Origin of the sequence: Streptomyces sp. NPDC093085 (genome assembly GCF_040683935.1) — a bacterium.
Lineage (GTDB): Bacteria > Actinomycetota > Actinomycetes > Streptomycetales > Streptomycetaceae > Streptomyces.
Genome location: NZ_JBFBFB010000012.1, coordinates 144,592 through 163,197, shown reverse-complemented (window position 1 = coordinate 163,197; position 18,606 = coordinate 144,592). Strand labels below are relative to the sequence as shown.

The 18,606-nt window shown below is 72.4% G+C and carries 11 protein-coding genes and 1 pseudogene; 4 read left to right on the top strand and 8 right to left on the bottom strand.

Going from position 1 to position 18,606, the window contains the following annotated elements; all coding sequences use genetic code 11:
• Nucleotides 1-99 precede the first annotated feature (99 nt).
• The 3 genes and pseudogenes from AB0O07_RS27725 to pepN (AB0O07_RS27715) form a co-directional block, all read right to left on the bottom strand.
• Nucleotides 100-596 (bottom strand): annotated as a pseudogene (locus AB0O07_RS27725) (methylated-DNA--[protein]-cysteine S-methyltransferase).
• The gene (locus tag AB0O07_RS27720; protein WP_365638260.1) at nt 593-2,125 is read right to left on the bottom strand and encodes an AlkA N-terminal domain-containing protein; all 1,533 of its coding nucleotides are present in this window, start codon (nt 2,123-2,125) and stop codon (nt 593-595) included. The pseudogene AB0O07_RS27725 and the gene AB0O07_RS27720 overlap by 4 nt, the downstream one beginning before the upstream one ends.
• 302 nt (nt 2,126-2,427) lie before the next feature.
• Complete coding sequence (gene pepN, locus AB0O07_RS27715) at nt 2,428-5,001, bottom strand: aminopeptidase N (RefSeq protein WP_365638113.1); 2,574 nt, start codon at nt 4,999-5,001, stop codon at nt 2,428-2,430.
• 239 nt (nt 5,002-5,240) lie between these two features.
• Here pepN (AB0O07_RS27715) and AB0O07_RS27710 point away from each other — a divergent pair, with 239 nt between their 5' ends.
• A complete protein-coding gene (locus AB0O07_RS27710; protein ID WP_365638111.1) occupies nt 5,241-6,449 on the top strand; it encodes an MFS transporter in 1,209 nt (402 codons plus the stop codon).
• Nucleotides 6,450-6,590: 141 nt separating this feature from the next.
• Here AB0O07_RS27710 and AB0O07_RS27705 read toward each other — a convergent pair whose 3' ends face one another.
• Nucleotides 6,591-7,619: an aspartate-semialdehyde dehydrogenase gene (locus AB0O07_RS27705; RefSeq protein WP_365638108.1), complete on the bottom strand. Its 1,029-nt coding sequence runs from the start codon at nt 7,617-7,619 to the stop codon at nt 6,591-6,593.
• 192 nt (nt 7,620-7,811) lie between these two features.
• The gene (locus tag AB0O07_RS27700; protein ID WP_365638106.1) at nt 7,812-11,177 is read right to left on the bottom strand and encodes a S8 family serine peptidase; all 3,366 of its coding nucleotides are present in this window, start codon (nt 11,175-11,177) and stop codon (nt 7,812-7,814) included.
• A gap of 221 nt (nt 11,178-11,398) precedes the next feature.
• Between AB0O07_RS27700 and AB0O07_RS27695 the strand changes: the two genes are divergently transcribed.
• Nucleotides 11,399-11,920, top strand: a complete 522-nt coding sequence (locus AB0O07_RS27695) for an NUDIX hydrolase (RefSeq protein WP_365638105.1) — start codon at nt 11,399-11,401, stop codon at nt 11,918-11,920.
• A 184-nt stretch (nt 11,921-12,104) separates the two neighbouring features.
• Here the strand turns inward: AB0O07_RS27695 and AB0O07_RS27690 are convergent, their stop codons facing one another.
• Nucleotides 12,105-13,202: a hypothetical protein gene (locus AB0O07_RS27690; protein ID WP_365638103.1), complete on the bottom strand. Its 1,098-nt coding sequence runs from the start codon at nt 13,200-13,202 to the stop codon at nt 12,105-12,107.
• Nucleotides 13,203-13,398: 196 nt separating this feature from the next.
• Complete coding sequence (gene pepN, locus AB0O07_RS27685; protein WP_365638100.1) at nt 13,399-16,044, bottom strand: aminopeptidase N; 2,646 nt, start codon at nt 16,042-16,044, stop codon at nt 13,399-13,401.
• Nucleotides 16,045-16,237: 193 nt separating this feature from the next.
• Here pepN (AB0O07_RS27685) and AB0O07_RS27680 point away from each other — a divergent pair, with 193 nt between their 5' ends.
• Entirely contained in the window at nt 16,238-16,876 is a 639-nt protein-coding gene (locus AB0O07_RS27680) for a DsbA family protein (RefSeq protein WP_365638097.1), read from the top strand.
• A gap of 141 nt (nt 16,877-17,017) precedes the next feature.
• Here AB0O07_RS27680 and AB0O07_RS27675 read toward each other — a convergent pair whose 3' ends face one another.
• Complete coding sequence (locus AB0O07_RS27675) at nt 17,018-17,659, bottom strand: superoxide dismutase (RefSeq protein WP_365638095.1); 642 nt, start codon at nt 17,657-17,659, stop codon at nt 17,018-17,020.
• Nucleotides 17,660-17,908: 249 nt separating this feature from the next.
• Between AB0O07_RS27675 and AB0O07_RS27670 the strand changes: the two genes are divergently transcribed.
• Nucleotides 17,909-18,493 carry a biotin transporter BioY gene (locus tag AB0O07_RS27670; RefSeq protein WP_365638093.1) on the top strand — a complete coding sequence of 195 codons (585 nt, stop codon included), beginning with the start codon at nt 17,909-17,911 and terminating at the stop codon, nt 18,491-18,493.
• Nucleotides 18,494-18,606: the final 113 nt, after the last annotated feature.

The following is an 18,606-nucleotide window of genomic DNA, read 5'->3' as shown; positions in this document are numbered from 1 at the left end:
CGCCGAGTTGACCGGGGTCCCCGCCGGAGCCCCCCGAAACCGGCCGGGAACGGACCGTAACGCCCCCTGGTGGCCGGCCGGTTCGCGCGGCCCGGCCGCTCACTCGCCCTGGCGCGCGTGCTCCAGGGTCAGGAGGTGGCGCTTGCGGTCGAGGCCGCCCGCGTAGCCGGCGAGGCGGCCGCCGGCGCCGAGGACGCGGTGGCAGGGGCGGACGACCAGGAGGGGGTTGGCGCCGATCGCGGTGCCCACGGCGCGTGCCGAGCCTCGGGGGCGCCGATCGCGCCGGCGATATCGCCGTAGGTGCGGGTCGTGCCGTACGGGATCTCCTCCAGCGCGCCCCAGACGCGCCGCTGGAACTCCGAGCCGCTGGGCACGTACGGGATATCGAAGCGGGTCAGCCCTCCCTCGAAGTAGGCGCGGAGCTGTGCGGCGATCGCGGTGAACGCCTCCGGGGCGCGGACCCAGCCGTCCTGGACGACCGCGCCGCCCTTCTGGCCGGGCGTCGACAGCGAGGCCAGGGCGGTCCCCTCGGGGTGCTCCTCGCCGACCAGCAGCAGGTCGCCCAAGGGGCTGTTCGTCGTGGTGTAGAGCGTCATCGGAGTGCCTTCTTCACTGGTGTCTCTCGTGTCTCTCGTGCTTCTCGTGTTTCTCGGAGGTGGTGCGTGGCGTACGTACGCCATGGGCGCCAGCGCTCGGTGCGGTGCGGGTCGGCCCGGACGGCGGCATCGTCCGTGAGCAGGACATCCGGGTCGCCCAGCGCCCGCATCCGGATATGGCCGGCCGTCCAGGGGGTGATCCCGTCCAGGGCGAGCAGGGCCCTCTCGGCCTCGTCGCGGTCCGCGCCCGGGTCCAGGCGGACCGTGCCCCGGGCCAGGGCGGCGGCGAGGGCGCGTACGGTCGTACGGAGGCCTCCGGGCAGCTCCGGTCCGGTCGGCGGCGCGTCGGCGAGGTCGGCCGCGCGGGGGAACACATGGGTCAGGGTTCCGCTCGGGGCGGGCAGGGGGCGGCCGTAGGCGCGTACCAGGGCGGCGCCTCGTGTCCGTACCGCGGGGAGTGAGGTCCGGTCGTCCAGGCCCAGGACGGTCCGTACCGCCGACTCGTGCGGGTCGGCCGCCCCGGGCGCGCGCAGGCCGGGGCGGTGCCGGACCAGCGGGGCGAGGAGCGGATCGGCGCCGAGGCGTTCGGCGACCGCGTACGGGTCGGCGTCCAGGTCGAAGAGGCGGCGGATCCGCCGCGTGGCGGTGGTCAGGTCCCGCAGGTCGCCCAGGTGCAGGCGGCACTCCAGCCAGCCGTCGCCGGTCCGCTCGCCCACCTCGGCGATCCCGGGGGCGTGCGGCAGGTCCAGGGCGCGCCGGTAGACACGTCGGCCCGTACCGCCGGTGATCTCCTCCACACCGTCCAGGGCGTGCGCGGCGAGGTGGTCGAAGAGCCCGGTGGCGGCGTACGGGCCCCGGTAGGCCAGCCGCAGCGGAATGCCGGACGCCGCCCCGTCGGCGCCGGGGGCCCCTGCCCCGTCCGTGGCACCGCGGCGGGAGGCGTGGGCCGGCCGGGCCGCGCGCAGCTCTCCGGGGGTGGTGGCGTAGATCGCGCGTACGGTGTCGTTGAACTGCCGTACGCTCGCGAACCCGGCGGCGAAGGCGATCTCCGTGGCCCGCAGCGCCGTGGTCTGGAGCAGGATCCGCGCGGTGTGCGCACGCTGGGCCCGGGCGAGCGCGATCGGGCCCGCGCCCAGTTCGGCGCCGAGCTGCCGCTGCACCTGCCGGGCGCTGTAGCCGAGCCGCGCGGCCAGCCCCGTGACGCCCTCCCGGTCCACGACGCCGTCGCCGATCAGCCGCACCGCCCGGCCCACCAGGTCCGCCCGCGCCTCCCAGGCCGCGGAACCGGGCACCGCGTCCGGGCGGCACCGCCGGCAGGCACGGAAACCCGCGCGCTGGGCGGCGGCCGCCGAGGGGAAGAAGCGGACGTTCCGCCGCTTCGGGGTGGTGGCGGGGCAGCTCGGCCGGCAGTAGATGCCGGTCGTGGACACGGCGAAGAAGAACGCCCCGTCGAACCGGCCGTCCCGGCTGCGCACCGCCTCGTACCGGCCGCCGTCCCCGCCGTCCCCGCCGTCCCCGTCATCGTGCACACGGTTCTCGCCGCCCGTGTCCCTTCGGGCCTTCCCGGTGTCGTCGTCGCTGGTCACGTCCCCAGCATGCGGCAGCCCGCACTCCGGTGCTGGCGGGAAACGGACATCACGCTCCCCACCGGCCTCATCACACGGACGTGCCCACCGGCCTCATCACACGGACGTGCCCACCGGCCTCATCGCACGGACGTGCCCGCCGGCCTCATCACACGACGTGCCCACCGGCCTCATCACACGGACGTGCCCGGTGGCCACCCTCGGATGGCCACCGGGCACGGCGGGGTACGGGGCGGAGCTGCCCGCTACACCCCCGCCGCCTCGTCCGCCGCCTGGGCGTGCAGCGCGCGCTCCACGCCCGAGCGGGACTCCGAGATCAGCCGGCGCAGCGCCGCGTTCCGGCCCTCGGCCGCGAGCCAGGTGTCCGTCGCGTCCAGGGTCTCCCGGGCGACCTGGACCGCCGGGTAGAGGCCGACCGCGATCTGCTGGGCCATCTCGTGCGAGCGCGAGGCCCAGACGTCGGCGACCGCCGCGAAGTACTTCTCCGTGTACGGCGCCAGCAGCTCGCGCTGGTCGGTCTGGACGAAGCCGCCGATCACCGCCTCCTGGAGGGAGTTCGGCAGCTTGTCGCTCTCCACCACCGACGCCCACGCCTCCGCCTTGGCCTCGGCCAGGGGGCGCGCCGCCCGCGCCGCCGCCGCGTGGCGTTCGCCCGCCGCCGTGCGGTCCCGCTCGTACTCCGCGGCGATCTCCTCCTCGTCGTGCAGCCCCGTCGCCGCCAGCCGCTGCACGAACGCCCAGCGCAGCTCCGTGTCGACGGCCAGGCCCTCGATCGACTCCGTACCGTCCAGCAGGGACTGGAGCAGGTCGAGCTGGTGCGGCGTACGGGCGGTCGCCGCGAACGCCCGCGCCCACGCGAGCTGGTGGTCGCCGCCCGGCTCCGCCGCCCGCAGATGCGCCAGGGTCGCGTCCGTCCACCGGGTCAGCCCCGCCTCGCGCCACCCGGGCGCCGCGTACAGGTCGAGGGCGAGCTTCACCTGGCGGTGCAGCGACTGCACGACCCCGATGTCCGACTCCTTCGCGATACCCGAGAGCACCAGCTCCAGATAGTCGCGGGTGGCCAGCTCGCCGTCCCGGGTCATGTCCCACGCCGACGCCCAGCAGAGCGCGCGCGGCAGCGACTCCGTGAAGTCCCCGAGGTGCTCGGTGACCACCCGCAGCGACTCCGCGTCCAGCCGCACCTTCGCGTACGAGAGGTCGTCGTCGTTGAGCAGGATCACCGCGGGGCGCGGGGTGTCCGCCGGGAACGGCACCTCCGTACGCTCCCCGTCGACGTCCAGTTCGATCCGGCTGGTCCGGACGAGCTTGCCGGCCTCGTCCAGGTCGTAGCAGCCCACCGCGATCCGGTGCGGGCGGAGCGTCGGCACGCCCTGGGCGCCGGCCGGGAGCGCCGGGGCCTCCTGCCGTACCGCCAGCGAGACGACGTTCCCCGCCCCGTCCACCTCGATCTCCGGGCGGAGGATGTTGATGCCCGCCGTCTCCAGCCACGCCTTCGACCAGGTCTTCAGATCGCGCCCCGAGGTCTCCTCCAACGCGCCCAGCAGGTCCGACAGGCGCGTGTTCCCGAAGGCGTGCGCCTTGAAGTACGCCTGTACGCCCTGGAAGAACTCGTCCTGCCCGACATAGGCGACGAGCTGCTTCAGCACCGAGGCGCCCTTGGCGTACGTGATCCCGTCGAAGTTGACGAGGACGTCGTCCAGATCGCGGATCTCCGCCATGATCGGATGGGTGGAGGGGAGCTGGTCCTGCCGGTACGCCCAGGTCTTCATCGAGTTGGCGAACGACGTCCACGCGTGCGGCCACCGCGACCCCGGCGCGTACGCCTGGCAGGCGATCGACGTGTAGGTGGCGAACGACTCGTTCAGCCACAGGTCGTTCCACCACTCCATGGTGACCAGATCGCCGAACCACATGTGCGCCAGCTCGTGCAGGATGGTCTCGGCACGCGTCTCGTACGCCGCGTCCGTCACCTTCGAGCGGAAGACATACTGGTCGCGGATGGTCACCGCGCCCGCGTTCTCCATCGCGCCCGCGTTGAACTCCGGGACGAAGAGCTGGTCGTACTTGGCGAAGGGGTACGCGTAGTCGAACTTCTCCTGGAACCAGTCGAAGCCCTGCCGCGTGACCTCGAAGATCGCGTCCGCGTCCAGGTACTCGGCGAGCGAGGGCCGGCAGTAGATGCCCAGCGGCACGGAGTGCCCGTCCTTCTCGTACGAGCTGTGCACCGAGTGGTAAGGACCGGCGATCAGCGCCGTGATGTACGACGAGATGCGCGGCGTCGGCTCGAAGACCCAGGTGTGGTCCTGGGGTTCGGGCGTCGGCGAGTTGGAGATGACGGTCCACCCCTCCGGCGCCTTCACGGTGAACTGGAACGTCGCCTTCAGGTCCGGCTGCTCGAAGGAGGCGAAGACGCGCCGCGCGTCCGGGACCTCGAACTGCGTGTAGAGGTAAGCCTGTTCGTCGACCGGGTCGACGAAGCGGTGCAGCCCCTCACCCGTGTTGGTGTACGCGCACTCCGCGACGACCGTCAGCTCGTTCGGCCCCTGGAGCAGCTCCTTGAGCGCGATCCGCGAGTCGGCGAAGACGGCGGCGGTGTCCAGCGCCGTGCCGTTCAGCACGACCTCGTGCACGGCGGGCGCCACCAGGTCGATGAAGCTCTCCGCACCGGCCTCCGCGCTGCTGAACCGCACCGTGGTCACGGACCGGAAGGTGCCGCCCTCCTGCGCGCCGCTGAGGTCGAGGTCGATCCCGTAGGAGTCGACGCTGAGGAGGCGTGCGCGCTGCTGGGCCTCTTCGCGGGTCAGATTTGTGCCAGGCACCCGGTTCATCTCCTCGGTATGTGACGTTTGAAGTCATCCTTCCACGGCCGGTACGGGAGGTGCGGTGGCATTTCCGCGGCGGACGGTCACCGGGCGGGCCCCGGCCGGGAAGGGGGGTCCCGGGTATTGCTCCCCGGCGGCGACAGGCGAACGCTTGTCCTATGAAGGGGAGGGGAAAGGGCGCCGGGCGGGGAGCGGGCGAGGCGGGGTCACCGGTGCCGTTACCGGTGCCGGCGTCCGTGTCCGTGCCCGTGTCCGTGCTCGCCGTCGCCGCCGCGACGTTCTCCGTCGTCACCACCGAGATGCTCCCGGTCGGCCTGCTCACCCCGCTCGGCGAGGGGCTCGGTACCTCCCCGGGGACGGCCGGGCTCGCCGTCACCCTGCCCGGCCTCGTCGCCGCCCTCGCCGCGCCGCTGCTGCCGGTGGCGGCGCGCTCCACCGACCGGCGCACCGTCCTCCGGGTGCTGCTGCTCCTGCTCGCCGCCGCCAATGTGCTCTCCGCCCTCGCGCCCTCCTTCGGGGTGCTGCTGCTGGCGCGTGCACTGGTCGGGGTCTGCGTGGGCGGTGTCTGGGCGGTCGCGGCGGGGCTGGCGGTACGGCTCGTGGGGGACGCTGCGGGGCGCGGGAACGCCGGGCGGGCCACCGCCGTGATCTACAGCGGGACCGCCGTGGCCTCCGTCCTCGGGGTGCCCGCGGGGACGGTGCTGGGCGCGCTCGCCGGGTGGCGCTGGGCCTTCGGGGTGATGGCCGGGCTCGCCCTGGGGACCGCCGGGGTGCTCGCCGTCCTGCCGCCGCTGCCCCCGCGCGGGGCTGCCGGGTTCGGCGAGGTCGTCAGGGCCTTCCGGACGCCCGGGGTGCCGGCCGTCCTGGTCGCCGCCGGACTGCTGGTCACCGGGCACTTCGCCGCGTACACCTATGTCCGCCCGGCCCTGGAGCGGGTCACCGGCATCGGCCCGGGCGCCGTCGGCTGGCTGCTGCTGGGGTACGGGGCCGCCGCGCTCGGCGGCACCTTCCTGGGCGGCTCGCTGGCGGCCCGCGCCCCGCGCCGTACCCTGCTCGGCCTCGCCGCGCTGCTCGCCGCGACGGTGCTGCTGAGCGTACGGGCGGCCGGGGCGCCCGGCACCGCCGTGGCGCTGCTGCTGGTCTGGGGCGTGGCGTACGGCGGGGTCCCGGTCAGCGCCCAGAGCTGGCTGATGACGGTGGTCCCGGAGCGCAGGGAGGCCGGCTCCGCGCTCTTCACCGGGGTCTTCAACGCGGCCATCGCCCTGGGCGCCCTCCTGGGCGGGCGCGCCGTGGACCACTACGAGGTCGCCGGCGCCCTGGCCCTCGGCGGCGCCCTCGCCGTCCTCGCCCTCGGCCTGGGCGCGGGCCTGGGCGGCCTGGGCGGCGGTCCGGCCGGCGGTCCGGGCGGGCGGTGGCGGGGCCGGGCGGGTACGGGGCGGGGATGACAGCGCCCCGTACCCGCCCCGCCCCGTACGTATCCGCCGTATCCGCGCGTATCCCGTACGGGTACGCACGCATCCGCCGTATCCGCGCGTACCCCGTACGGGAACGCACGCATCCGTCGTATCCGTACGTACCCCGGACGGCTACGCCGAGAGCTCCGCCGCCACCAGCTCCGCGATCTGGACCGCGTTCAGCGCCGCGCCCTTGCGGAGGTTGTCGCCGGAGAGGAAGAGCGCGAGGCCGTTCTCCGCCGTCTCGTCCGCCCGGATCCGGCCGACATACGAGACGTCCCGGCCGGCCGCCTGGAGCGGGGTCGGGATCTCGGAGAGCTCGACGCCCGGCGCGTCCTTCAGCAGCTCGTACGCGCGCGCCACGCTCAGCGGGCGGGCGAAGCGGGCGTTGAGCTGGAGCGAGTGGCCGGAGAAGACCGGCACCCGGACACAGGTCCCGGAGACCTTCAGCTCCGGGATCTCCAGGATCTTGCGGGACTCGTTGCGGAGCTTCTGCTCCTCGTCCGTCTCGAAGGAGCCGTCGTCCACGAGCGAGCCCGCGAGCGGCACCACGTTGAAGGCGATGGGGCGCTGGTAGACGGCGGGCTCGGGGAAGTCCACGGCCCCGCCGTCGTGGGTCAGCTTCTCCGCCTCGGCGACGACCTTCTGCGCCTGGCCGTGCAGCTCGGCGACGCCGGCCAGCCCGGAGCCCGAGACGGCCTGGTACGTCGTGGCGACCAGCGCGGTCAGCCCGGCCTCCTCGTGGAGCGGGCGCAGCACCGGCATCGCGGCCATCGTCGTGCAGTTCGGGTTGGCGATGATGCCCTTGGGGCGGTCCGCGATCGCGTGCGGGTTGACCTCGGAGACGACGAGCGGCACCTCGGGGTCGCGCCGCCAGGCCGAGGAGTTGTCGATCACGACGGCGCCCTGCCCCGCGACCTTCTCGGCCAGCGCCTTCGAGGTGGCCCCGCCGGCCGAGAAGAGCACGATGTCGAGGCCCGTGTAGTCGGCCGTGGTGGCGTCCTCGACGGTGACGGCCGTGCCGTTCCACTCCAGGGTGGAGCCCGCGGAGCGCGCGGAGGCGAAGAGCCGCAGTTCGTCGACCGGGAAGTTCCGTTCGGCGAGGATCCTGCGCATGACCGTGCCGACCTGACCGGTGGCTCCGACGATTCCGACCTTCACTGGGGCTCCTTCGCTGGCGGACGCGTTCCCTCATGATGCGTATGTCCCCGGGCGGTTTGTCCAATCCATTGTCCGAGGACCGGACGCCCCGCCTCCGGAGTACGGGAAAACAGGAAAAAGGGCGGGCGCCCGTCCGGACGCCCGCCCTCTCACTCACTTACTTACTTACTTAGGTCACTCACTCACGCGGAGTCACGGTGCGACGTTCTCGATGATCACACTGCCCACGCCCGCGGCCGTACCGCGCCCGTTCAGCAGCTTGACCTCACCGAAGAACTGCCGCCCCGCCGGGGCCGCGCTGTTCACCAGGACGTTCGCGGAGACCTCCGCGGAACCCCCGGTGCCGAGCCGCACCGGCTTCGACGCATCCGTGGTCACCGAGCCCAGCGACGCCGAGTAGTAGACGTCGCGGTAGTCGTACGCCGTGGACCCGGCCGGGACCGAGTAGGCGTCCACCACGATCGTGTAAGTACCGGCGGCCGGCTTGACCAGGCTGACGGACTCCTCGGACCCCGCCGACGTCGACTGGCCGACCACCCTGCCGTCCTTCAGGACGTACAGGTCCAGGTCGGCGCCGGTGTCGGCGGTACCGCCGATCGCGACGTCCAGCCGCTCGACGCCCGCGCCGATGGTCACGCTGGTCTCCTGCTCGTCACCGTCCGAGATCGTCGGCCGGCTGACCTTCGCCGAGCCCAGCGAGCCCCCGCCGAGGGTCCCGTCGACCGCGGCGAACCCGTTGGAGACCTTCCAGGAGACCGGCGTCGCGGTGCCGATCTTCGCCTCGGGGATCGTGGTGACCGCCGGGTCGAAGGCGACCCCGAGCAGGGTCACGTCGAGCGTGTACGGGTGGTTGTCCAGCAGCGGCGACGTACGGCGCGACTCGACCTCGATCTCCCAGACCCCGGGCGCCGGGTCGGCGTACGAACGCACGTCGGGGCGGCAGGTGTTGCTGGGGTTCGGGTAGTTCGGGTAGCAGTAGATGGTCGAGCTGCTCTCCATCTGCACGCCGTACGGGTGCAGGGAGATGAAGCGGGTCTGGCTGTCCTTCGCGAGGCCGCCGAGCGCCACCTCCAGCGTCTTGGCCCCCTCCGGCACGGTGATGAAGTACGACTGCGAGCTGTTGCGCTGCACCGAGCCCTTCGCCGTGACGGTGTACGCCGGCTTCGCCGAGGCCGTCAGCTCCTTCGCGACGACGACGGTGGCGAGGATCTGCTTGTCGACGCCCTCGGTGGCGCGGTCGTCCACCTCCAGGATCGCGCTGTGCACCCCGGCCGAGCCCGGCCGGGCCTGCACGGTGACGGTCACCGGCTGGTTCAGCGGCAGCCTGACCTTGTCGCTGCCGAGCAGCCGGAACGTACCGTCGTTGTACTTCCACGTCAGCCGGTGCTCCAGCGCGCCCTTGGCGCCCGTGGTCCGGGTGACGGTGATGTCGTACGTACGGCTCTGGCCGGCCTTCAGCCCGCCTTCGCGGTCGTAGAGCCCCGTGCCGAAGCCGGGGGTCTTCAGGTACTGGTCGAGCGCGGTGTCCACCGGCGCCTTGACCGTGTACGCGTGCGCGGCGACGGCGTGCTTGCCCGACGCCTTCTGGATCGACTTCCAGGCGTCCACGATGTCGATCAGACCGGCGCCCTGCTCATGCGCCTGCACGCCGGGGATCTTCGTGGCGGTGGAGGTGAGCGCCGTCCGCAGCTTCGCCGGGGTCAGCTCGATCTTCTTCTGCTTCGCGGCGGAGAGCAGCAGCGCGCTCGCGCCCGCGACCTGCGGGGAGGACATCGAGGTGCCCTGGAGCATCGAGTAGCCGGCCGGCAGCGTGTACCCCGCCTCGGCGACCGGGCCGCCGGGCAGCCAGGTCTGCGTGGTGTTGATGGCGGCGCCGGGCGCGGTCAGGGTCGGCGTGAAGCCGCCGTCCTCGCGCGGGCCCCGGGAGGAGAAGGGGAGCAGCGCGTACTTCTTCGTCACGGCCGAGCCGTAGTTGGCGGCCCAGGTCTCCTGGGAGATCGAAGCGGCGACCGAGATGACCTTGTCGGCCAGACCCGGGTCACCGATGGTGTTGGTGCCGGGGCCGTCGTTGCCCGCCGAGATGACGAGCTGGACACCGTAGGTGTCGATGAGGCGCGTGTACAGCTCGGCGCGGGCGTTGTTGCCGTCGTTGAGCGCCGGCAGACCGCCGATCGACATGTTGATGATGTCCACGCCACGGTTGGTGACGAGGTCGATCATGCCCTCGGTGAGCGCGACGCTGGTGCAGCCGCCGCTCCAGGTGCAGGCGCGCGAGGAGACCAGCTTGGCGCCGGGCGCCGCGCCGTTCATCTTGCCGCCGAAGAGCCCGTTGGCGGCGGTGATGCCCGCGACATGGCTGCCGTGCGCGCCCTCGATGACGCCGATGCTGACATAGTCGGAGGTGGCGCCCGCGGCGTTGTACACCACGTTCTTGCGGACCTCGACGGTGAACGGGATGCGCTGCGAGACCGGGTTGGACGGGTCCTCCGTACCGAAGTACCCGACCTGGAAGCCGTCCTTGTACGGCTTCATCGCGGTCTCGTTCGTGAAGTCCCCGTCGCCGTCCAGGTCGACCCGGACGGTGCCGTTCGCCGGGTCGTACAGCACGCCCCAGGTGTCGGTGGTGGTGCCGTTCCGGTTGAGGTCACCGGCCATCTCGCCGCCGAGCGTGGCGTCCTCGCGGAAGACCCGGAACTTGTACGAGCCGGCCGGGGCCTTCCAGGTGCGCCCGGCCGCGGTGAAGGACGGCCCCGACACGGCGGTGTCCATCCGCAGCCAGGTGCCGTCGCCGTCGACCACCGGGTCGGTGGCGGTGACCCAGTCGACGATCTTGCGCTCGCCGGTGGTGGTCTTCTGGAGCGCCGGGTGGCCCAGGTCGACGCCCGAGTCCAGGATGCCGATGGTGACGCCGCGCCCGTCGGCCTTCGGGTTCTTCTTGACGAAGTCGACCGCGCCGGTCTCGAAGGACGGGTTGTACGGGTTCTTCGCGGGCGTCTTCGCGTCGGGGCCCGGGTACGTCTTCGAGCCCTTCGCGCCCTGGGAGCCCTGGGCGCCCTGCACGGTTTCGCTCCGCACGGTGTCGCCGTCCGCCGCCGGGCGGGGGTCGTCGAGCATGATCTCCTGGTTGAGATCGATGCCGTGGACCGACGACAGCTTCTCCGCCGCCCGGATCGCCGCCTCCGCCTTCGCGGTGGGGAGCGTGGCGCGGACGTAGCCGAGCCTGTCGTCCGTCTTGCCGACGATGGCGCCCTGGACACCGTCGAGTTCACCGGCGACCTGCTTCGTCTGGCCGGGAGCGGTGGCGATCATCACGGTGACGTTCTTGGCGCCGTCCGCCTTCGCCTTGGCCAGCCGGTCGGCGTCGGCCGCGCCCAGTTTGTCCGAGTGGGCGGACGACTTCACGGGCGCGGGGGCGGCCGGTTCTTCGGCGCCTGTCGCGGCGAACGCGGGCGCCGCGCCGGAGGCGATCAGCGCGGCCACCAGGCCGGCCGCGGCGGTGGCTCTGGCCACGCGTCTCGGCCCGGATATGGAGCTGTCGGATTCGGAGGTCATCAGCATCCTTGTTCGAGGAAAGAGGAAGTCCGGATTTCGGTACCGGATGACCGCTCAGCTTTTCCTACAAGTCAGGGTTTTGTGGAGAGCTGTTGGGGGCGAGTTTGAGACATGGCGGTGATCCGCCACCGCGCTCCTTCCGCCACCGGGGAGCAACCGGGCGGACCGTACGAAAGCGAGGGGCCTGCGGCAGGGAGGGGGCGGGTGACGGGTATTAGGCTCACGGAATGCATGAGGAGCTGCGCGTGGCCGCCTACGCGGTCTGTGTCCAGGACGGCCGGATCCTGCTCGCACGCTGGGTGTCGAAGGACGGTACGAAGCGCTGGACGCTTCCCGGGGGCGGGATGGACCACGGCGAGGACCCCGTGGACACGGTGGTCCGCGAGGTGGCCGAGGAGACCGGCCACACCAGCGAGATGACCGCACTCCTGGGCATCGACTCCATCCGCCGCCGCTACCCGCGCAAACTGGGCGCCTTCGCCGACTTCCAGGGCCTGCGCATCGTGTACGAGGGCCGCGTCACCGGCGGCGAACTCCGCCCCGAACAGGGCGGATCCACCGATCTGGCGGCCTGGCACGAGCTGGCGTCGGTCGACGGACTCGACCGGGTCGAACTGGTCGACGTGGGGCTGCGCCTCTGGCGCGAACGCCCGGCGCGGGGCCGCCTCGACATGGCCGAAAGCAATGCGGCCGAAAGCGGGTCAGGAAACGAACGTACGGACGAAGGCGCGGTCGGCGGCGGCGCCTGAGCCTGCGCACCTGAGCCGACACGCCTGAGCCTGCGCACCTGAGTTGGCACGCCTGAGCCGACACCCCTGAGCCCGTGCGCTCGCGCCGGCGTCGCCTGAGCCCGCGCTCACCGGGCGGCGGCCCCGGGCGCCACCGCCGGGCGGGGCGGGGCGCTCCGGCACCGGCCACGGCCCCGCCCCGCGTTCACCTCGGCAGGACGACCACCCGTGCCGCCGGATCCCGGTCCGCCGCCGCCGTCAGCGCCGTACGGACCACCATGGCCTGCTGCTCCAGCGCCTCCCGGAGCTTTCTGGGCGTCAGATGCACGACCGTGATCCCGAGCAGCTCCAGGTGCTCGCGCTTGCGGACCGTCGCCGACCACTGCTCGTCGTCCGAGAGATCAGGACCGGGATCCGGCCGCCCGCCCGGCCTCGGTGCCCGGGTGTCCAGCTCGATCGCCACCGCGCGCTCCGGCCAGTACGCGTCCACCCCGCCCAGATGGGGCCCGCCCGGCAGCCGCAGGTCGACGTTCCACACCGGCTCCGGCAGCCCGTACGTGCGCACCAGTTCGTACAGCCGCCCCTCGGCCAGCGACCGCCCCTCCGCGAGCAGGGTGTCCACGGCGTCCACCACATGCTGCCGCGACAGCAGCCCGGAGAGGCTCAACTCCCGTACCACCGTGGCCGGGTCGCAGTGCCCGCCGCGTACCGCCTCCGTCAGCACCTCCACCACCGAGGACGCGTCCGTCAGATGGGCGACCGCGTCGGCCACCGCGCGCGCCACCGGCGCCACCGGACGGCCGTCGACCAGCTCCGGCAGCGGCAGCACATGGGCCCGGATCAGCCGGGCGCACCCGGTCGAACGGAGCCGCCGGGTCCGCGGCACCAGCACATCGATCCGCTCCAGCGCGGTGACCGGGGGAGCGGAGGCGAACCCGTAGAGCGAGAGCGCCGCGAGCCCCGTGATCAGCACCGCGCTGTACGGGGCGGCGGCCGGGGCCGGCGCGGGACCCGGCTGTACGGGCACCTCCCCGCCGCCCGCGACGGTCGGCCGGCCCGCGTACAGCAGCACCGCCTGAAGCCGCTCCTCGGCGGTCGGCGGCCCGGGGTGCAACAGGAAGACCCCCGGCAGCAGTTGCCGCCAGGGGCCACCGGCCCGGCACCGCGCGGCCGCCTGCCCGGCCGGGACGCCGTGGACCCGGAGCTGCGCCGACGAGAGCACCCGGCACCGCGCGTCGGCGGGGAGGACGGGGAGCTCGGTGAGGGGGAAGGGGCGGGAGGAGACCGGGGTGTTGTTGTTCATGTCCGGGTGTCTCCCCCCGCGAGGCGGGGGGAGTAACCACCGTGACGAATTTATCGGCGAATCCGGACAACCTCGTACTAAAGTAAGGGCGTTCGACTGCCGATCACACAGACCGTCTTTCCTCCCGGAACCGCCCCAGGAACCGTCCCCGGGGCAGCCCTCGTAACCGCCCCCGGGGCCGGTCAGCCGGTCCCGCTCACTCCCCGGCCGCCGCGTCGCACTCCTGCCCGCGCAGCGAGCGCGCCAGGTCGTCCGCCGCCTCCAGCACCAGCCGCCGCAGCGCCGGAGCCGCATGACGGTGCGCCGCGAGCCACGCCTCGGTGGCCTCCAGGGTCGAACGGTCGTCCTGGAGCGCCGGGAAGAGACCCTGCACCACATACATCGAGATCTGGATCGAACGCTCCGTCCACACCCGCTCGATCGCCTCGAAGTACTTCGCGGCGTACGGCGCCAGCAGCTCCCGCTGACCCGGCCGGCTGAACCCCGCGATGACCGCCGCCACCAGCGCGTTCGACAGCGCGTCCGACTCGACGACCTGCGCCCACGCCTGGGCCTTGACGGCGGCCGAGGGCCGGGCCGCCAGACAGCGCACCTGGTGGCGCCTGCCCGACGCCGTGTCGTCCCGGGCGAGTTCGGCGTCGAGCACCGCCTCGTCCGCGTGCCCGTGCGCCGCCAGCGACTCCAGGAAGGCCCACCGCAGCTCCTGGTCGACCACGAGCCCGTCGATCTTCGCCGTCGCGTCCAGCAGACCGGTCAGGAGCTGGAGATCGGCCTCCGACGCGGCGACCGAGGCGAAGAAGCGCGCCCAGGCGAGCTGGTGCTGACTCCCCGGCTCCGCCGTCCGCAGCTCGCCCAGCGCCCCCTCGGCCAGCAGCCGCCCGCCCTCCTCACGCCAGGCCGGCGCCGCGTAATGGGTGAGCGCCGACGTCGCCCACGCGTGGAGCATCTGGAGCACCCCGATGTCCGACTCGCGGCCCGCGTGCCGCAGCACCAGCGCGATGAAGTCCCGGGCCGGCATCAGCGCGTCCCGCGTGAGGTTCCACAGCGCCGACCAGCACAGGGCACGCGCCAGCGGGTCGGTGAGGTCCCCGAGATGGTCCCGCAGCGTGTCCAGCGACCTTGCGTCCAGCCGGATCTTGCAGTACGTGAGGTCGTCGTCGTTGACCAGGACCAGCTCGGGACGGTCCGCCCCGGTCAGCTCCCCGACGACCGTACGCGCCCCGTCCACATCCGCCTCGGCCCGCGCGTACCGCACCAGCGCGCCGTCGTCGTCGCGCCGGTACAGCCCGACCGCGACCCGGTGGGGCCGCAGCTCCGGATGGCCGGGCGCGGCGTCCTGGAGGACCGCCAGCTCCGTGATCCTGCCCTCGGCGTCACAGGTGAGCTGCGGCGTCAGCGAGTTGACGCCGGCCGTCTCCAGCCAGGCGCGCGACCAGCCGGCCAGATCCCGCCCCGAGGTCTCCTCCAGCACGGCGAGCAGATCCCGCAGCCGCGTGTTCCCGTACGCGTGCCGCTTGAAGTACCGCCGGGCGCCCTCCAGGAACGCCTCCCGCCCCACGTACGCGACGAGCTGCTTCAGCACCGAAGCGCCCTTGGCGTAGGTGATCCCGTCGAAGTTGAGCTTCGCGTCCTCCAGGTCGCGGATGTCCGCCGTGACGGGGTGCGTGGAGGGGAGCTGGTCGGCGCGGTACGCCCACGCCTTCCGGTTGTTGGCGAAGGTGATCCAGCCGTTGGTGAAGCGCGTCGCCTCCACCATCGAGAAGGACCCCATGAAGTCCGCGAAGGACTCCTTCAGCCACAGGTCGTCCCACCACACCATGGTGACGAGATCCCCGAACCACATGTGGGCCATCTCGTGGAGGATCACATTGGCCCGGCGCTCGTACGACGCCGAGGTCACCTGCCCCCGGAAGATGAACTCCTCGCGGAAGGTCACCAGCCCCGGGTTCTCCATCGCCCCCAGGTTGTACTCCGGCACGAACGCCTGGTCGTACTTGCCGAAGGGGTACGGGTAGTCGAAGTGGTCGTGGAAGAAGTCCAGCCCCTGCTTGGTGACGAGGAAGACGTCCTCCGCGTCGAAGTAGGGGGCCAGCCCCTTCCGGCAGAGCGCCGACAGCGGGATCTCCAGCACCGTGCCGTCCTCGAACGTCCGCCGGTAGGAGTCGGTCACCTCGTGATACGGCCCCGCCAGCACGGAGGTGATGTACGTCGAGATCGGCTTCGTCTCCGCGAACCGCCACACCCCGCCCTCCCGTCGCCCACCACCACCCTTCTGAGGAAGCGCTCCGCGCCCGTCCTTCTCCAGCGTCCCCACCCCGTTGCTCCGCACCGTCCACCCCTCGGGCGCGGTCACCTCGAAGCGGAACGGGGCCTTCAGATCGGGCTGCTCGAAGTTGGCGAAAACCCGGCGGGCGTCGGCGGGCTCGTACTGCGTGTAGAGATAGACCTCGCCGTCCTCCGGGTCGACGAAGCGGTGCAGGCCCTCCCCGGTCCTGCTGTACGCGCACTGCGCGTCCACCGTCAGCTCGTTCTCCGCGAGCAGCTCCTCCAGCGCGATCCGCGACCCGTCGAAGACGGCCGCCGGGTCGAGATCGGCCCCGTTGAGCGTCACCGCGGTCACGCTCGGTGCGATCAGGTCCGCGAAGGCCGAAGCACCGGGCTCGGCACAGCGGAACCGGATCGTGGTCACGGAGCGGAACGTCCGTGGCGCGCCCTCGTCCCCCTCCGCGCCCTCCGGGGCGCCGACCGCCGACCGCAGGTCGAGGGCGACCTCGTACCCGTCTACGGAGAGCAGGTCGGCCCGCTCCCGGGCCTCGTCGCGGGACAGGTTCTCTCCGGGCACGGTCGCTCCTCGATGGCTCGCTTCTTCGCGGTCTCGGCCGGTCCGTTCCGGCACCCCATGATCCTCGCACGGGCCACTGACAGGACATGTTGTGAGGGGGAGCGCGCGGTGTGCGGGGGAGTGCGGGGGAATGCCGCCGGCGCCGTCCTTTGTTGGGGAGGGTGAGGTGTGTCCGTCCGCCGTGAGGAGAGAAATGTCCGAGAAGACCCCCGTCGACTTCTGGTTCGACCCCGTCTGCCCCTGGGCCTGGATGACCTCCCGCTGGGTCCTGGAAGTCGAGAAACTCCGCGACATCGAGGTCCGCTGGCATGTGATGAGCCTGAGCGTGCTCAACGAGGACAAACTGGACCAGCTCTCCGAGTCGTACCGGGAGAACATGCTCCCCGGCGGCAAGACCTGGGCCCCGGTCCGGCTGGCCATCGCCGCCCAGCAGCTCCACGGCGACGAGGTCCTCGGCCCCCTGTACACCGCGATCGGCACCCGCTTCCACAACCGCGCTGAGGGGAACAGCCGCGAGACCCTGGCCGGCGCGCTGGCGGACGCGGGGCTCCCCGCCGACCTGATCGAGTACGCCTACTCCGACACGTACGACACCGAGCTGCGCGCCTCCCACAAGGAGGGCATCGACCTGGTCGGCCAGGAGGTCGGCACCCCGGTCATCGCCGTCCCCGGCTCCGACGGCGCCCAGATCGCCTTCTTCGGCCCGGTGGTCACCCCCACCCCCAGGGGCGAGGAGGCCGCGAAACTCTGGGACGGCACCCTGATGGTCGCCTCGATCCCCGGGTTCTACGAGATCAAGCGCACCCGCACGGCGCCCCCCAGCTTCGACTGACCGCACTTCTCGGCACCGTACGGACAGGAAGGCCCCCACGAGTCACGTCCTCGTGGGGGCCTTCCGCCGTGCCGCCCGCGCGTGAAGGGTGAGAAGACGATCACGAGCAGGCCGTATCCGAGGCCAGGGAGCCGCGGCCGGTCAGGGCGCGAGCAGCAGACTGTGGGCGCGCTCCTTGGCGGCGGCGTACCGCCGCGCCACGTCCTGCCAGTTCACCACCCGCCACATGGCCTCGATGAAGTCCACCTTCTGGTTCTTGTACTGGAGATAGAAGGCGTGCTCCCAGGCGTCGAAGACCAGGACGGGCACGGAGCCCTGGCCGACATTGCCCTGGTGGTCGTAGACCTGCTCCACGATCAGCCGCGCGCTCACCGGCTCGTACGCGAGAACGCCCCAGCCGGAGCCCTGGGTGGTCGCTGCGGCCTTGGTGAGCTGCGCCTTGAACCCCGCGAAGGAGCCGAAGGAGGCGGCGATGGCGTCCGCCAGCTCGCCGACCCCGTCCTCGGCGAGCGGTTCGCCGCCGCCCTCGCCGGTCATGTTCTGCCAGTAGATCGAGTGCAGGATGTGGCCGGAGAGATGGAACGCGAGGTTCTTCTCCAGCCCGTTGATCGCCCCCCACGCCTCCTTCTCCCGGGCCTCCGCGAGCTGTTCGAGGGTGTCGTTGGCGCCCTTCACATACGCGGCGTGGTGCTTGTCGTGGTGCAGCTCGACGATCTGCGGGTCGATGACCGGTTCGAGCGCCGTGTAGTCGTACGGCAGTTCAGGAAGCGTGTACACGGCCATGAGCCCCTCCGGCGTCTTATTGCACATCCTATGCAACTGCACGCTATCAGCAAGAGGGCGGGACCGGCGCGGAGCCGGCCGCATGTCGCGCCCGGCAAGCGGCCCCCTCCGTGTGTCACACCCTCCACAACGCGCTGACCTCGGCTTTGTGGACGACCGACGGTGATATGGCGTCAACGTCCGGGTTACGGTCGGACGGTCCCCGGGGTGCCGGTCACGGCCCCCGCCCCACCCCACCGCGGAGTTCCCATGAGCACTGCTGCCGCAGCACCCCGTACCGGAGCGGTTCTCGCCGACCTCCTCCCCGCCTCCCGCGCCCGGGACATCGCCCTCGTCCTCGGCGGCGCCGCGCTGACCGGGATCGCCGCCCAGGTGGCCGTCCCCGTTCCGGGCTCCCCCGTCCCGGTCACCGGCCAGACCTTCGCCGCGCTGCTCGTCGGCACGGCGCTCGGCGCCCGCCGCGGCTTCCTCTCCCTCGCCCTCTACACCCTGGTCGGCATGGCCGGCGTGCCCTGGTTCGCGGGCGGCTCCGCCGGGGCGGGCGGCGCCTCCTTCGGCTATGTCCTGGGCATGCTGCTCGCCGCCACGGTGGTGGGCGCGCTGGCCCGGCGCGGCGGCGACCGCTCGGTCCTCCGCACGGCCGGGACGATGGTGCTGGGCTCCGCGCTGATCTACGCGGTGGGCGTCCCGTATCTCGCGCTCTCCACCGGCATGTCCGCGAGCGCCGCCGTCGCCGCCGGCCTGGTGCCCTTCCTGCTCGGCGACGCGCTCAAGGCGGCCCTGGCGATGGGCGCGCTGCCCGCCGCGTGGAAGCTCCTCGGCAACCGGGGCTGACCCCCGGGCCGCCGTCTCCGGCCGTACCGGTATCTCTGGTCATACCGGTGTCTCCAGTCATACCGGAGATGCCGGTATGACTGGAGACACCGGTACTACCGGAGCGTCCTTAC

Coding starts and splice junctions, on each gene's coding strand:
- AB0O07_RS27680 (WP_365638097.1), top strand. CDS start 16,238: ATGTCCGAGAAGACCCCCGTCGACTTCTGGTTCGACCCCGTCTGCCCC.
- AB0O07_RS27675 (WP_365638095.1), bottom strand. CDS start 17,659: ATGGCCGTGTACACGCTTCCTGAACTGCCGTACGACTACACGGCGCTC.
- AB0O07_RS27670 (WP_365638093.1), top strand. CDS start 17,909: ATGAGCACTGCTGCCGCAGCACCCCGTACCGGAGCGGTTCTCGCCGAC.
- AB0O07_RS27695 (WP_365638105.1), top strand. CDS start 11,399: ATGCATGAGGAGCTGCGCGTGGCCGCCTACGCGGTCTGTGTCCAGGAC.
- AB0O07_RS27690 (WP_365638103.1), bottom strand. CDS start 13,202: ATGAACAACAACACCCCGGTCTCCTCCCGCCCCTTCCCCCTCACCGAG.
- AB0O07_RS27700 (WP_365638106.1), bottom strand. CDS start 11,177: ATGCTGATGACCTCCGAATCCGACAGCTCCATATCCGGGCCGAGACGC.